Below are 15,678 nucleotides of genomic sequence, written 5' to 3' on the forward strand. Positions count from 1 at the left end.
CACCGTCACATCAAAGGAATGCGCCAACTACTTCACCGAGGCCGGCTATGTCCCAACCTAAAATCATCGCGCTCTAAAGCGCGTCGCGTTTGAAGGGATTCATGCGACGCGCTTTAGTTCTTTGTTTTATGCATGTGGTTATCCCAAAACCGCTGCGCACTTTTGGGCGACATGCATTAGTCCGAATTCTTTTCGTCCTGGTCGGCCTCAGCCGCCTCTTCCAACCTCGACGCGATTAGTTCCTGAATGTCGCCGACCTCTTCCTGGATATCCTCCAGCGGTATGCCGGCCTCAGCCGCCTTCGCCGCGCATTCCTTGGCGAGGGTCTCGGCCTGCTCCTCGATCCTGTCCAGCGAGGACTGGCAGTGGACCTTTTCGCCGATCCACTCCTGCAAGAACTCGATCGCGTGTTCGCTCATGCTGCTGTTCCCTGGCGGCTGCGCCGGTTGGTAATCATAAACGCCGGCATCCCCAAAAAGATGCACGCTCCTATTCCAACCGAGTCGCCGTCACCCGGCAAGCCGATCTTGCCCAAGCTCCACAGGGCTGACGGAAATCGAAGGTTCAAAAGCACGTTCTAATTCTGAAGGAGATTCTATTTTCCTGAGCAGACTGGCACCGTTGACTGGGATCAGGTCCCGGATCGCGCCATTGTTTCTACTTGTTATTTTCCGGCAATCCAGTCAATTTGTATGACAATAGGTATCACATTACGCGGCACGTTTGCGGCGCCATTCGCTGCGCAACCCTAGGATACGCGCAAAGCCGCCGCTATATAGTGACATCCTCAGGCAATGTCGACTCTGCTGGCCGACCTGCTTCTTTCCGCCGCGCCGAGCGTATCTGGTTGTCATTTTGTCATCGTCGGGGGCGAGCATATTTCGCCGGAAATCGGTCGGGCGCTCGGCCTATCCGCCAACCATCAGTTTGACGACTTCGTCATGGTTGGTCTCCGAGATCTTGCGCTCGCCAGCCTGGATGCCGCGGCGCAGCACGACGATGCGGTCGGAAACGGCGAAAATATCCTGCAGATTGTGCGAGATGAAGATCACCCCCCGGCCTTGCGCCTTGAGCTGGTGGATGAGCGAGATGACCTTGCGCTGCTCCGGCACGCCGAGGGCCGCGGTCGGTTCGTCCATGATCAGGATCTGCGCATCCCAATAGACGGCCCGGCCGATGGCAACGGCCTGCCGTTGACCGCCGGAGAAATTGCTGACCGGGGCGTCGAGCCGGCTGACATGGAAGTCCAGCCGTCCCATCGTCTGCTTGGCGGCGACGGCCATCGCCTTGCGGTCGAGCACCGGCAAGAAACCGAAAGCCTTGCGCATGGGTTCACGGCCGAGGAAGATATTGGCGCCGATGGACAAATTGTCGGCGAGAGCGAGATCCTGGTAAATGGTCTCGATGCCTTTTTCGCGCGCCTCCTGCGGCGTCGCGAAGGTGACCGGCTGCCCCCTCAGCAGAATTTCGCCGCCGGTCGGCTGAAAGACGCCCGATATCGCCTTGATCAGCGTCGTCTTGCCGGCGCCGTTGTCGCCGGCCAGCGCCACCACTTCGCCCGGCCGCACGGCCATGGAGAAATCGTTCAGCGCCTGCACCGCACCGAAATGCTTGGAAAGGTGCCGGACTTCGAGAAGGGGGGTGGTTGGTTCGGAACTATTCATCCTGGCGAGCTCCACTGAACCGGCGCTGCGCCTGGTCGATAAGGACGGAGATGATGATGACGAGGCCGACCGCGATGAACTGCCAGAACGGCTCGACATTGACGAAAACCAGCCCGTATTGAATGACCGCGATGACCAAGGCGCCGGCGACCGTCCCGAAGATGGTGCCTGAGCCACCGAACAGGCTGGCGCCGCCGATCACCACGGCTGCCACGCTGTCCAGCAGCAAGGGCTCGCCGGCCTGGGCGGCGCCCGCGGTGAAGCGCGCTGCATAGAGCGCGCCCCCGAGGCCGGCGCACATCGCCGAAAGCACGTAGAGGCGCAGGATGTGGCCCCTGATGTCGATGCCGGCGCGGCGCGCCGCCTGCACATTGGCGCCGATGGCGTAGTTATGCTGGCCGAACCGGGTCTGGCTCAGGATGTAGTGCATCACCACGACAAAGACGGCGGCAATGATGACGAGATAAGGCACACCGTAGAACCTGCCGTTGCCAAGCAGCGCGAACCAGGAATTCTGGACCGGCACAGTCGTGCCCCCGGCCAGCAGGAAGGCAGCGCCGCGCGCCACGCCAAACATGCCAAGCGTGCCGATGAAGGGTGGAATTCTGAGGCGCGAGATCAGCAAGCCATTGATGACGCCAGGCACGCCGGCGACGATCACGGCCGCCAGAATGCCCAGCAGCATGGCCAGGGGCACCGGCATGGCGACGCCAGCCATATTGGTGGCATGGGCGGCGACGACGGCCGCGAGACCCATGATGAAGCCCAGCGAGAGGTCGATGCCTCCCGAAATGATGACGAAGGTCTGCCCGGTCGCCAGCAGCAACGGCGCCACGGCGAATATCGCAATGGACTGCACGTTGAACGGGTTGAGCACGAAGGTCGCGCCAAAGGAGAGCCTCGACCAGACCTCGAAACAGATGATCAGGCCCGCAAGGAACAGCCAGGCGCGCCCTTCGGCGATGCGTGCGAGCCAGCTCCTGGCCGGATCACCGTGATCCGCCTGAGGAGCGACATGCGTTTCGGTTGGTGATGTTGAAGTCATGGATGGTTCCGATCCGCAGAGCGGCCTCCGACAAACTGGGTCAAAGCGACCCGGCGCAGGTCTCCTTCCGGCAAGCCGGAAGGAGACTGGCTGGACTTATTCGGAATAGAGGTATTTCGAGATGTTTGGGTCGGCGATGTTGGCCTTGTCCATGATCGTGAAGCCGGTGCCGATCGCAACCGGGATCGACTGGCCGGTCAGATGGGCATAGGCCGACACGACGCCGAAATAGCCGATTTCCGCGGGATGCTGGGCAATCGCGACGTCGACAAGGCCAGAGTTGATGTTGTCGGCAATGCTGGTCGGCGCGTCGAACGCCACGACCTTGACGGTGCCGGTCTGCCCGGCCTGCTGGACGCCATTCGCCGCGCCAAGCGCAGAGAACAGGTTTGCGCCGAATACCCCGACGAGATCGGGATTGCGCGCGAACACAGCCTGGAGTTGCGAGGCGGCCTTGTTGGCGTCATTGTCGTTGAACTGGGTCTCGAGAACGGTGATGCCGGGATGGTTGGCCGCCATCTCCTTCTTGAAGCCCTCTTCACGCTGGTCGGTGGTCGAAATGCCGGGCTTGACGTTCGAAACGTAGACCTTGCCCTTGTCGCCTATGGCCTTGGCCAATGCCCGCGCGGCGATCTCGCCGCCCAGAATGTTGTCGGAGGCAATATAGGACAGTGGGAAATCCGCCTCGCCTGCGCCGGTCTGGTAGACGCCGCTGCCGATGAAGGTGTCGACGGTAATCACCGGAATGGCGGCGTCATGGGCCTTGCGCAGGGGTTCGACCAATTGAACCTTGTCGGTCGGCGCGATCAGGATGGCGTCCGGCTTCTTGGCGATGACCGCGTCAAGCACGGGGACTTGCGTTACCGGATTGAAATCCGGGGCGCCCTGGAAAACCAGGGTCACACCAAGGGCATCGGCTGCCGCTTGGGCTCCCTTGCGCATGGTGATGTAAAAGCCGTCGGTGGTAAGACCCGGAATGAGCGCAATGGTGTATTTTTTGTCCTGCGCCAATGCGGGCGTGACCAGCGCCGCTGCGCAGATGGCGAGAGCCGCCAGAGCGGCAACAATCTTCTTCATAACATCCTCCTCCTAATGTTGGCAGATTTTGCCGTTGCGAGTCGTCCCGGCTCTGTGAAGTGCTGGCGGCGAGAAGCGGATTTCGCCTGCTTGCTGTTATGGGGCAGCCTCCTCCCAAGCGCCCCAGTCATTAAATCGACCGTCGAAACCGACCAGCCTGATGCGCAGTCCCGTTACGAGCCTCCGCAAGGTGCAGGAAACTGCGCCGCTCGGCGCGCATGCTTGCCTAGCCGCAATGTTGTAACACTTTGCTGAAAGAAATTGCAACCGCACATTTCCGGGATCGAAACGCTTTCAAACCGGACACCATCTGTCTGCTCCGCAGAGCCCCTCCCGCAGACTATTGCCCCAACGCCTTGACGACACAACTGATGATTTCGCGGCGATGATTCGCGGCTGCGGGTTTGGTGTCGATCGGTCTGGAATCGATCAGCTGTGCCGATGTCACGTATCGGCGTGCCCGGCATTATCGGGGCAAGAGAGCCTCGAGAATAGCCTGGGCCGTCTTCGTGTCCGTCACCAGAGCATTGATAAGCCTGGCGCGGGCGGCACCTATGATCGCCTTCGCCTTCTCCGGCGAGGCGGCAACGCCGATCACCAGCGGGACGGCTCGAAGCTGGGCCGGCGACATTGCGATCATCCGGCCCTCCCCCTCCCACGGGATGAGTGTGCCTTCGGCGTCGAAGTAGTGGCGGATGACGTCTCCCGCCGCATGAAACAGGACCTGTTCGCTCAGCGTGGCCGCGCTCGCTTCGGGCGGATTGATGGCATGGGGCAGGCCGATGCCGACAATCGCAACGTCGGTCCGGTCCCAAAGCGCGACGCTGTCGCGGATGGCCGCATCGCCGAGGAAGACCTCACGCAATTCGGACGACGGCAGATAGGGCGCATGGATGAAATGCGGCGTCCCGCCCAGCTCTTCTGCGGCCAGCCGCACAAACTCGTTGATCTGAAAATGTGCCGCCTGCTGCTGCATGCCGCCGGTGGCAGCGACGGTAAGAACGCCGGGAATGCGCGGCAGGCCTGCCTGGATCACCTGGCGAATGGCTCGCCCCCAGCCGATGGCGACGACCGAGCCGGCCGTCAGTCCCGCTTGCTTGAGCAAGGCGCCGAGCGGCGCAGCGAGCGCCGCCAGCGCACCGGCTGACGGCGTTTCGATGACCGCCGCGTCACGCAGCCCGAGTGCCTCGACCAGTTGCGTGGTGATGCCTTCGGGGGTTGCAAGATCGAGAACCTCGATCCGCACGATGCCCTCCGCTCTCGCCCGCTGCAGGAGGCGCGATATGGTCGCGGTGGAGACGCCAAGCCGCCGCGCGATATCGACCTGCGACATGTCCGCCTCATAGTGCAGTTTGGCGACCGTATGCAGCATCGTCCGCGATGCGGCTGCATCTTGTGCGGGAGGTGCAGACAGCTTGCAATTCCTTTCAGCAATGTGTTACAGACCCATCGACCGATGGGAGTTATCGCGCAAATCCGGCTGACTCGCAACGTAGGCTGGTTTCCACGGCAGATTGCGGCCAAGGCCGAATTTCTCGGTCCGATAGCACAGCAAAGCGGCAAAACCTCCTGTCGGGAGGCAGGTAAAACTGAACCTTTCTTGTTTCCACTGATCTGCGCCCCGGTGAATGGGCGCCAACATCGGATAGAAGACCCATGACAAAGATGACGACCGCAGAGTTGCGCGGCTACCAGCAGATATGCGGCAAGGACGGGGCGATGATGGCCATCGCCTGTGACCAGCGCGGCGGCATGCGAAGCTTGCTTGCGTCGGACCCTGAAGAACAGGCCAAGATCACCAACGACATGCTGGGCGACACCAAGTCGGACATCACGCGATACCTCGCCAGCCAGGCATCCTGCGTGCTGCTCGACCCGCTCTGCGCGGTGCCGCGGGTTGTCGATGACGGGGTGCTGAGCCGCGATACGGCTCTGCTCATCGGCCTCGACGCTTCGGGCTTCGACGTCTCGCCTGCCGGCTACCGCCTTTCGCGTCTCGTTCCCGGCATCGGCGCGCGCCGCGTGCGCGAGCTCGGCGGCACCGGCGGCAAGATCATGGTCTATCTCAGGCCCGACAGGCCTGAGGCGAACGAGCATAATGTCGCCATTCTGCGCCAATGCATCGCCGATTTCGCGCAAGAGGACCTCCTGCTCGTCGTCGAGTTCCTGACCTATCAGCTCGAAGCGGAAAGCCTTGAAGAGTATACGGCCAAGATCCCCTGGCTCGTCGAAGAGGGCACCCGTATTTCGCTGGAATGCGGGGCAAAGGTGCTCAAGCTTCCTTATCCCGGAACGCCGGAAGCCTGCGCCAGGATCAGCAGCATGGCTGGCGAGGTGCCCTGGGCGGTCCTCTCCGCCGGCGTCAACCACGCAACCTTTTTGGGCCAGGTCGAGATCGCGATGAGGAACGGCGCGTCAGGCGTCATCGCCGGCCGGTCGCTGTGGAAGGACTGCATCTCGCTCGACCGTGACATTCAGCGTGAAAGGCTCAGGACTATCGCGGTGTCGAGATTGCGCGAGCTTCAGGCGGTGATCGGAAATTACCGGCAGAAAGCCGCTTAGCTCGATGACCCAGAACCGAAGGTCCGCGATGCAAAATCGTAGTCGATCTTCGAAAAGAATCAAATAAAAGTACTATAGCGTCCTGTGCGCACCAGGATGCGCGGCGCTGTAGTTATCCGACGTTCACACCAGGCACGCACGGGACGTCATGCCTCTGACCATGATCCCGAAAAGTGGGGACCGGTTTTCGGAGAAGATCATGGTCAAACAAAGAGATAGAGCCCCATTTCGATTTAGTCGAAATGGAACAGGCTCTGGTTCGATGGCCATAGGAATCGATATCGGCGGCACCAATCTGCGCGCCGCCCGTGTTTCCGGCACGGGCGAAATCCTCGAGCGCATTTCCGAGAAAAGCGCGCCGGACCCCGAGCTCGTGCTCTCCCGGATCGCCGAAATGGTGCGCCGGCTCGATTGTCCCGAAGTTGCGGCCGTCGGCATCGGCGTCCCCGGCCGCGTCGATGCGCGGCTTGGCGCGGTCTTGTCAGGGGGCTATGTCAACCTCGCCTCGGTCTCCCCTGCGCAACGACTGGAAAGCCTGGCGGGCAAGCCCGTGGTGATCGACAATGACTGCAACATGGCACTGGTGGCGGAAATGGCCCTCGGCGCTGCCAGAGGCCATGAAAGCATCGTCATGTTCACGATCGGGACCGGCATTGGCGGTGCCGTGGTCCAGGACCGGCGGATCGTCCGCGGAAAAGGGACGGCGGGGCAGCTCGGCCATATCACCGTCGACATATCAGGCGAAGCGTGCGTCTGCGGCCGGCGCGGCTGCGTTGAAACCACAAGCTCAGGTACCGCACTTGGCCGGCACATCGCGCGGGCAGGCCTCGGTCCGGACATTTCGGTCGATCAGCTTTTTGCCCGGGATGCGAGCGGCGATCCCTTGGCGCGCGGTATACTGGAAGCCTGGGCCGGGCCGCTGCGTGCGGCAATCGACACGACCGTGGCCATGTTCGACCCCGACCTGGTGCTGCTCGGCGGCGGACTTGGCCTGGCGGCCCATCGGGCGCTTGCCAAGGCTCCTGCCCTGGCGCCCTGGTACCAATGCCCGGTGGAAGCGGCGCAACTGGGCGACGACGCCGGGGTCATCGGCGCCGGTCTGCAAGCGCTCGCCGCGCAAGCGGCAGTTGCACAATCAGAGGTTGCACAAGCCTCGCCAGTTTCCTTGCCGACCGCTCGGCTCGATCGCACCAGGCGCGCCGTGCCCGGCCGGCGCGCCGTGCTCGTCAACGGCATCCCCGCCAGCGGCAAAAGCACGGTCTCGCGCGGCATCGCCGCGCACATGGGCTGGCCATTGCTGGCGCTCGATACGATCAAGAACCCGTTCCTCGAAGTGCTCGGCGGCGGCGATCGCGAATTCAACCGCATACTCGGCCGCGCCAGTTACCAAGCCATCTGGTCGGTCGTCGGCGAGGCCCCGGCGGGCGCCATATTTGTCGTCGACGCCTGGTTCGGTTTCCAGCCGCGCCAGGTGCTCGAGGATCACCTGCGCAGGGCCGGCGTCGAGCAAACCGCCGAGATCTGGTGCCATGCGCCCGGCGAGGTTCTGGCCGAGCGCTATCGCGCAAGGCTCGACCAGCGTCCCGCCGGCCATCCCGGCGCGGCCTACATCCCCGAACTGATCGAACTGGCCAAGCGCGCAGAGCCGCTGCGGCGCGGACCGCTGCTTGACGTCGACACGACCAGACCGATCGCTTTCGACGCTATCACGCAATGGCTGCAGGCGACGATTGCGGCTGACAGGTAGGCAGCGCAGCCCCCAAGCACGTCGCGTTTGAACGGATGCATGCGACGCGCCTTAAGTTATTCTCGAGCGTCAGGATGCTGCCGATCCATGTTCTCGATCACCGCACAAATGAGGAGGATTCATACAAAGGCCTCGCAGAAGGCTGATACAAGCTGAGTAGTTAACCCGTCCTTCAGTGGGCTTGCATAAGCTTACGTTGCGAATCGGCATGGGAAGCGAACCGACTGGTCTATGGCCCTAAAGAAAGAAAACGCGCTGGAGGCCAGAATCCTCGGAGATCAGCTTGCTGATCTGAAGGCCGGTCTCTTCGTATCGATGCCGATAAGCACTATGCTATCAGGCCTGATTTTGACGGTGCAGGCCTTTTCTGGCGGGGGCTTTGCCGCCGCAATCTGGTTCCTGGTTATCAATGCCATAAATGCCGCCCGCCTCGGACTCGCCCGTTATCAGCTAAACGAGACGGGGGATCAGGACGATTTAACAGGGATTTCGCAGCGGCTTCGCTGGTTTGGCATCCTTTCTCTTCTGTCAGGGTTTGCCTGGTCCTTTCTTGCCGTCCTTACCGTTGGCTACACAACGCCGCAAGCGCCGTTGCATCTGATTATTCTGGCGGGCATCTCAGCTGGTGCGGTTACATACGGCAGTTCATATGCCGCGGCCGCGATCAACTTCATCACGCCGCCGCTTGTGATCGCGATGGCTTGCTTGCTGGCGAAAGGCAACTTTGAAGATTACATTCTGGCCTTTGCCGTTCTGCTCTTCGTGGGCGGCTTGGTTCGAGGCTCGTTTGTAGGGCAAGCCCGCTTCCGCGAAGCAAGCCGTCTGAGACATGAGGCGGAGCGGCTTGCGGCGGAAATGGAGCGCAATTCCAGGGAGGACCACCTGACGGCCCTTCTCAACAGACGGGGCCTCGAACACGCGATCAATCAGTTCGAGAATACGGACGGCCCGTTCGTTGCAATGCTGATTGATCTGGACGGCTTCAAATCTGTCAACGATACCTACGGTCACAGGACCGGTGATGAACTGCTCGTCATGATCGCCCGCCGCATAGAGCAGGCAGCGCCGGCAGGCTCAACGCTCGCCCGTATCGGCGGCGATGAGTTCGTGCTGTTTTTTCCCTCACTCAGGAGTTCGCTTTCTCCCAGTACCCTCGCATCCAATATCATAGCCAAAGTCGCCAGCCCCTATCGTGAGGTCGCGTCCGTCCGGATCGGTGCATCGATCGGAATATACCTGGCTGAAAGGCCGGGGCTGACGGAAATGTTGCTGCGGGCGGATGTCGCCCTCTACACGGCCAAGCGTCGTGGCAGGAACGAATTTCGCCTGTTCGATGCCGAACTCGACAGGGAATTGCAACGTCGCCAGTCCATCGAACGCGACCTTCATTCGGCGATAGAGGCGAGAAGGGTGGCACCTTGGTTCCAGCCCATCGTGAGACTCGACACCGAAGCCGTGATCGGTTTTGAAGCCCTGCTGAGGTGGTCCCATCCGATCCATGGTTCCATCTCTCCACCCGAAATCATGACAGCCGCACGCGAAACCGGAATGCTTCAACTGTTAACGCAAACGGTATTCTCCGACTGTTGTGCTCTTATCGACGGCTTGGTGAAAGCTGACCGTCGAGACGTTCGTGTGGCAATGAATGTTTCGCCGCGCGAATTGGAAGCCGGCGATATCGACGACATGGTTCTGAATGGTCTGACGGCAAAAGACCTCCCGACAACGATGTTCGAAATCGAGATTACCGAAGAATCTCCAGTGGATCCGGAAAGACTGGATGAAAAGCTCGGACGGCTTTCACATGCCGGCATTTCCATCGCGCTCGATGACTTCGGCACCGGCTTTTCCACGTTGGCGTCGCTCAAGGACAGCCGGATACGCAAGGTGAAAATAGATCAAGGCTTCATCCGCGGCTTGGCCAAGTCTCGGGAGGACCGGCTGCTTGTCAAAACGGTGATCGATCTTGGTCGGGCGCTCGGGATCGATGTCATGGCCGAGGGCGTCGAAACAGAGGCGGACCGGCAAATTCTGTACAAGCTTGGCTGCAGAACGGCTCAGGGCTTCCTATTCTCCAAGGCGGTGCCGCTAAGCCAGGCGCTTGAGGTGACACTAAAAGAGCACGCCACGGAGTTGTGAGGGCCATCAATGAAACCGCTGCGTGATCTCTGATCATGGTGGTCAGGGGCGAGCGGTGCGCTGGCTGTGCTGTCGCTCGCCGAACACGGCCTTGGTGATCGTGGCGTGCACGCCGAAATTTCCGTCGGCGACTTGCGTAATGCCGAAGTCGGCGGCAAGCGACATGATGCTCAACACCTCGTCCTCCGTGAGATCGTATGTCTGCATGATGAATCGGCGCGTCTGGCGGAAGGCGTTGCGCAGCGCCAACTCGATGGTGGATGTCTTGTAGACGTCCGACTGCGCGTTGCTGCCGAGGTCCCTGAGGTAGTTGGGATGGCTAAAACTCTGTATCACCCAGCTGTGCTCGGTTTCGATGAGCGGCGAGTTGAGACCGCGCAGGAAAGCCGGGCACCCTTCGCCCGCCTTATGCAACTTGATGATGATGTCGCCGGTCAGCGAACACTCAAGACCCGTGCCATTGATCTCGCCGTCCGCCTGCGCGAAATGTCCATCGCCGAGCGAGAGCAGTGCGCCCTGAACCGCAACGGGCAAATAAAGCTTCGCGCCGGCTCCGATCCTCCAATTGTCGATATTGCCGCCGAAATAGCCCGGCGGGATGGAATCGACCAGGTCGGCCTCGCGCGGAGCCACCGCGATGCACCCGAAATGTAGGCGCGCCGGTATGCGCACGCCGCTACCACTCAAGTCGCGATGCGAAACCTTGCTGTGGTCGACGGGTATGCCAGGATAGTCGATCGTCGCGTGGACAACGCCGAAGGGGTCGGTCTGCGGCTGCCATTCGTAGCTGTACAGCGGCCGCGCTGCGGCCGGGCACCGCATGTCGATCTCGAAGATAGCCACCGTTTCGCGTTTGGCATCCCGGTCCAGAAGGTCGTGATACTGATACCCCCACCACGCCGATACATTCGATGCGAAGGCCTTGCCGGGAAAGGCAGCGCTCGGCCGTGGCCGAATTTCGACGAACTCGATCTCGAGCACGTCGCCGGGCTCGGCGCCGCGCACATAGATCGGGCCAGTCATGATGTGAACGCCGAACCCCTCGCCAGCGCCGCGCCCGAAGATGGAAGCGTTTGCCGGACCGGCCCCGCGACGGTCGACGCGCTTGTATTCGGGTGACCAATCGAACACGCTTTCAGCCCCGCTGTCACCCGCCACCATCCGCTGCCAGTCGTCGCCCGCGTGCTGAGTGAGTGTCTCAACGGTGACTGAGTCGCCCGAATCGACGCGCAACACCGGCGGCAGCGAGCGGCTGAAAAAGCCCCAATGCACGGTCTCCGCTGTTGCTGGCAAATGCCAATGGTCCCTGCGTTCGCGCGCTCTTGCCGTTGGCGGGCGATCCATAGCGGCCTGCAGCATCGGGGCCGGCCGCGCCGCCGCCGACTTGCGGCCGTCCGGTTTGCCGCGCAGCGGATAAGCCTCCTCCGTCTGCGACCTGGCGCGCCTCACCTGCCTGGGACTCATTCCAAACGTCGCGCCGAAAGTGCGGCTGAAATGCGATTGATCGCGAAAGCCCCAGCGCTGTCCGATCGCGGCCACGCTTTCATGTGCATGGTTGGGATCCGCCAGGTCGATGCGGCAATGTTCGAGGCGCTGCTGGCGCACATATTCGGAGAAGCTTTCGCCGCGCCCCTCGAACAGTTTTTGCGCGTAGCGTACGGAAAGCCCTTCCAGTCTCGCGATCAGGGCCAAGGCAAGATCCGGGTCCGACAGCCGGGCGTCAATCGTCGCCGCGACGCGCCTGAAATGCGCCGTTTGCACCCCGGTCAGGCTGCCAGCGGGCTCACGTACCTCGCCAAGCAGGGCGCTTGCCACGAGTTCCGTCAAAGCCACTTCGGCGGCGGTCAGATCGGCCGCACCGGAAGTCTCGAGATTGGAGCCCAGCGTTCGCAATCCGGATTTCGCAACCGCAGCGACGACGGTGCTGCCTAGCACCTTCGGCAAGCGGATGCCGCTGCGGCCCAGCCGTGCTTCCAGCGGACCGGCGGCCGCCTGAAGTATGAACGCGCGGAAGTCACTGCGAAAGGTCATAGACCAGTCGTCGGCCGTGCCGAGCACCATCATGTCGCCGTCAGCGAGATCGAACGCCTGGTGCGGGGCGACAAGACGCCCGCGCCCAGCAACGATAAGAGCGAATAGAATCCCGTGGTCCCGGCGCATCGGCACGATGCGCTGGGGTGTACCAGAGACGTCGGCGAGGCGCGTGGTGGCGTTCGCTGCCCGCAGGTGCATGGTGCCTCTCGGGATCGGCTGGTCGTCGACAGACGCGGAAAGCGAAAGCTCCTCAAACCAGTCGAGCCACGCCTTGTCGCGGTGTTCGAGGGGCAGATGGTCGATCGATCGCAGAGCCGCAACCATAAGAGAAGAGGGTCCTTGTTGCATACTGCAGCGGCCTTTCCGGGGCGCGTTACGTCCATCAGGCGACCCGCCCGCCGAGATTCACTTTAGCGCGACGCCAGCGACAGTATTTGTGCGCATGCGAACAATCTCTTGACTTTACCCTGTCACCAGGCGGAGCTCAAGCTCGCCGGTCTTGCCGGCGTGAGCGTAAGCCATTGAATTGACCCGTATTTATTTAGGCAACAGCGCGATGCATTGATTTCGCGGCCGGCTGGCTGGATTGCCGATGGCGCGCGTGATGCATAAAATCGCGCACATTCCTTCCAACAAAAACAAGGGGACTGTTCATGTGCAAAGGCGATGATATCAGCTGTCCGCATTTCGAGCTTCACTACAACAAGTTGAAGCAAGATCTAAATGCCGAGCGACGCGGCTTTCTGAAGGGGGGCCTGTTCGCGGCCAGCGGTCTGGCCACGCTGGGCGCCGGTGGCATCTCGCTGGTCACACCCGCACTTGCGCAGGCCACGTCATCGAAGCTGCCTGCACAACGCGGCTATCATTATTTGCCGGCCAACGCCGAGACCGTGCATTGGGGCTACTTCAGCAAATCACTGAAGCCGCGCATCGAGGTCAATTCCGGCGACATCGTCACGATCGAGTCGCTCACCCACCATGCGGGCGATGACCTGGAGCGCATGGTTGACGGCGACGAGGGTGCAGAGAGCGTCTATCTCTGGACGAAAGAGAAGAAGGGCGTCGACCGCCGCGGTGCCGGCCCTACCGACCCGGCCAAGTACAAGAAAGGTTCTGGTGAGGGGCAGGGCGTGCACATCATGACCGGCCCGGTCTATGTCCGCAACGCGGAGCCGGGCGACATATTAGAGGTGCGGATTCTCGATTGCGGGCCGCGTCCCTCTGGCAATCCCAAGTTCAGCGGCAAATCATATGGCTCCAATGCGGCGGCCAATTGGGGCTTCCACTACAATGACCTGCTCGGCGGCACCAAGCGCGAGGTCGTCACCATCTACGAGGTCGACGTTGCCGGCGGCAAAAGCTGGGCCGAAGCGGTCTACAATTTCCAATGGGTGCCGCAGACCGATCCGTTCGGCGTCAGGCATGACACGATCGACTATCCCGGGGTTCCGGTCGACCACAGCCTGACCAAACGAAACTACGATGTGCTGAAGGGCGTGAGACTGCCCATTCGCCCGCATTTTGGCACGATCGGACTGGCACCGAAAGAAGCGGACGTGGTAGACACCATCCCGCCGAGCTACACCGGCGGCAACATCGATAACTGGCGCATCGGCAAGGGCGCCACGATGTATTATCCGGTCTCCGTCGACGGCGCGCTGCTCTCGGTCGGTGATCCCCATGCCAGCCAAGGCGACAGTGAATTATGCGGGACGGCGATCGAATGCTCGCTCACCGGCACATTCCAACTCATCTTGCACAAGAAAGCGGACCTAGCCGGCACGCCACTCGAGGAGCTCAACTACCCCATGCTCGAGACGCAAACGGACTGGCTGGTGCATGGGTTTTCCTACGCCAACTATCTTGAGGAACTGGGACCGACCGCTCAGAGCGACATCTATTCGAAGTCGTCTGTCGACAGGGCGCTGCGCGATGCGTTCCGGAAGATGCGCCACTTCCTCATGACAACCAAAGGACTGACAGAGGACGAGGCAATTTCCCTGATGTCGATCGGAGTAGACTTCGGCATCACCCAGGTCGTCGATGGAAACTGGGGGGTGCATGCGGTGGTGAAGAAGGACATCTTCGCCGCACGTGTCGCCTGAGATGGTGGGTAACTAAATCTCGCATCACATCGCCGTTACTCGGAAGCTCGACAAAGGCTAAAGCGCGTCGTGTTTGAAGGAATTCATGCGACGCGCTTTACGCTGCGCACCATCGGGTCAGGCCCGAGGGCATGCTTTTGCGCAACATGCACCGACCGGTCCCTCCGTAAGAACGGACATCTGTAGCCAAGAGAAGCGGCCAAAGGCGACCGTGCACCAATGGTACCGTTGGCTGGGATCGAACCAGCGACCTCCGGATCCACAATCCGGCGCTCTAACCATCTGAGCTACAACGGCACGTTCGCCTGAGCGGGATGGAACGTTCATCCTCCGAGACCCGCTCTGTCGTTCGGCGATGCGTCCATACGGGCTATCGGAGTTTAATTCAAGGCTTTTGGCCGCGCATGACCCGGAAAATCAGAATCGATTTCGCTGGGGATCATGCGCAAAATCCCAGGGTTCCGCAGCGTGCTTTGCGCGTCCAGGAAGGCGCCCGGCGCTGTAGGCAAAGGGTGCTCCGGCACCGACATCATCTTCGCCGGGCAAAGAAAAAGGCCGGCGGGAGGAGGTGCCGGCCTTTTCCTGTTCCGAGCCAGCGGGAGGAGGTGCTGGCTGGTCATCCCGGAGAGCAGAGGGAGGAGGTTCCACCCGCCGGGTATTCGCTTAGACCACTATATCTCACATAATCCTGTTCGAAGAAATGCGACCTTTTGTTGCATCTTCGAATTATGCGCAAATATTAGGCGATCTTAACTTCCTTCATCGCCTTCTCGAAGGCGGTCTTGATCGGCTTGGAGACGTCCTCGGCCGCCTTGGAGGCGACGGTCTGGAAATCCTTTGCCTGCTCGACAGTCATCTCGACCTGCTTGCGCAGGAATGCGGTCTGCAGTTCGACGACTTCCGACAGCGACTTGGCGCCGATCAGAGCTTCGAAATGCGACAAGCCGGCTTCGGTATTGGCGCGCAGAGCGGCAATGGTCTTGAGCGACAGGTCGTTGGAAACGGTCTTGGCGGTCTCAAAGGTGGACTCAAGAGCCTTCTGGGTGTCTTCGGCGCCGGTCTTCAGCTTGGCATAGGCCTCTTTCGACTGCTCGACGCCCTTTTCGGCGAAAGCACGGATCTGGTCGGTGGCCTTGGAAGCGTCGAAGCTCGGGAATTCAACGTTCTCGATAGTATCAGCGGTCTTGGTCCTGGACAATTTTCCATCCTTTGCAGTGGTAGCGGCTTCGATAGGAAAGCCGTCTCGTTCATGTATGATGGCAATATAAAGGCAAATCTTGTGCATTGCAATATCTTTGTTGCAGC

The 15,678-nt window shown here is 61.2% G+C and carries 11 protein-coding genes and 1 tRNA gene; 4 read left to right on the plus strand and 8 right to left on the minus strand.

Annotation, left to right across the window (positions count from 1 at the left end; genetic code table 11):
- Nucleotides 1-176: 176 nt before the first annotated feature.
- The 5 genes from AC0L3H_RS21405 to AC0L3H_RS21425 form a co-directional block, all read right to left on the minus strand.
- Nucleotides 177-419 carry a DUF768 domain-containing protein gene (locus AC0L3H_RS21405; RefSeq protein ID WP_027156330.1) on the minus strand — a complete coding sequence of 81 codons (243 nt, stop codon included), beginning with the start codon at nt 417-419 and terminating at the stop codon, nt 177-179.
- A 489-nt stretch (nt 420-908) separates the two neighbouring features.
- Nucleotides 909-1,664 (minus strand): ATP-binding cassette domain-containing protein, encoded by a 756-nt coding sequence (locus tag AC0L3H_RS21410; RefSeq protein WP_023800331.1) that lies wholly within the window; start codon nt 1,662-1,664, stop codon nt 909-911.
- The gene (locus AC0L3H_RS21415) at nt 1,657-2,709 is read right to left on the minus strand and encodes an ABC transporter permease subunit (protein WP_473493458.1); all 1,053 of its coding nucleotides are present in this window, start codon (nt 2,707-2,709) and stop codon (nt 1,657-1,659) included. Before AC0L3H_RS21415 ends, AC0L3H_RS21410 begins: the two co-directional genes overlap by 8 nt.
- A 96-nt stretch (nt 2,710-2,805) precedes the next feature.
- Nucleotides 2,806-3,786, minus strand: a complete 981-nt coding sequence (locus AC0L3H_RS21420; RefSeq protein ID WP_473586806.1) for an ABC transporter substrate-binding protein — start codon at nt 3,784-3,786, stop codon at nt 2,806-2,808.
- Between the two features lie 466 nt (nt 3,787-4,252).
- Nucleotides 4,253-5,158 carry a sugar-binding transcriptional regulator gene (locus tag AC0L3H_RS21425; protein ID WP_473586807.1) on the minus strand — a complete coding sequence of 302 codons (906 nt, stop codon included), beginning with the start codon at nt 5,156-5,158 and terminating at the stop codon, nt 4,253-4,255.
- A 284-nt stretch (nt 5,159-5,442) separates the two neighbouring features.
- Between AC0L3H_RS21425 and AC0L3H_RS21430 the strand changes: the two genes are divergently transcribed.
- The 3 genes from AC0L3H_RS21430 to AC0L3H_RS21440 all read left to right on the plus strand — a co-directional run bounded on the left by AC0L3H_RS21430 (nt 5,443) and on the right by AC0L3H_RS21440 (nt 10,234).
- A complete protein-coding gene (locus AC0L3H_RS21430) occupies nt 5,443-6,348 on the plus strand; it encodes a tagatose-bisphosphate aldolase (RefSeq protein ID WP_091595244.1) in 906 nt (301 codons plus the stop codon).
- 262 nt (nt 6,349-6,610) lie between these two features.
- Nucleotides 6,611-8,095 carry an ROK family protein gene (locus AC0L3H_RS21435; protein WP_473586808.1) on the plus strand — a complete coding sequence of 495 codons (1,485 nt, stop codon included), beginning with the start codon at nt 6,611-6,613 and terminating at the stop codon, nt 8,093-8,095.
- A gap of 231 nt (nt 8,096-8,326) precedes the next feature.
- Entirely contained in the window at nt 8,327-10,234 is a 1,908-nt protein-coding gene (locus AC0L3H_RS21440) for a putative bifunctional diguanylate cyclase/phosphodiesterase (RefSeq protein WP_473586809.1), read from the plus strand.
- 42 nt (nt 10,235-10,276) lie between these two features.
- Here AC0L3H_RS21440 and AC0L3H_RS21445 read toward each other — a convergent pair whose 3' ends face one another.
- The gene (locus tag AC0L3H_RS21445) at nt 10,277-12,592 is read right to left on the minus strand and encodes an acetamidase/formamidase family protein (protein WP_473586810.1); all 2,316 of its coding nucleotides are present in this window, start codon (nt 12,590-12,592) and stop codon (nt 10,277-10,279) included.
- Between the two features lie 329 nt (nt 12,593-12,921).
- Here AC0L3H_RS21445 and AC0L3H_RS21450 point away from each other — a divergent pair, with 329 nt between their 5' ends.
- Nucleotides 12,922-14,373: an acetamidase/formamidase family protein gene (locus tag AC0L3H_RS21450; protein WP_473586811.1), complete on the plus strand. Its 1,452-nt coding sequence runs from the start codon at nt 12,922-12,924 to the stop codon at nt 14,371-14,373.
- A gap of 220 nt (nt 14,374-14,593) precedes the next feature.
- On the opposite strand, the gene AC0L3H_RS21455 is transcribed toward AC0L3H_RS21450, so the two are convergent.
- A tRNA-His gene (locus AC0L3H_RS21455) sits at nt 14,594-14,670 on the minus strand.
- 442 nt (nt 14,671-15,112) lie between these two features.
- The gene (locus tag AC0L3H_RS21460) at nt 15,113-15,571 is read right to left on the minus strand and encodes a phasin (RefSeq protein ID WP_027156321.1); all 459 of its coding nucleotides are present in this window, start codon (nt 15,569-15,571) and stop codon (nt 15,113-15,115) included.
- Nucleotides 15,572-15,678: the final 107 nt, after the last annotated feature.

Source organism: Mesorhizobium sp. WSM4816, from assembly GCF_055811535.1.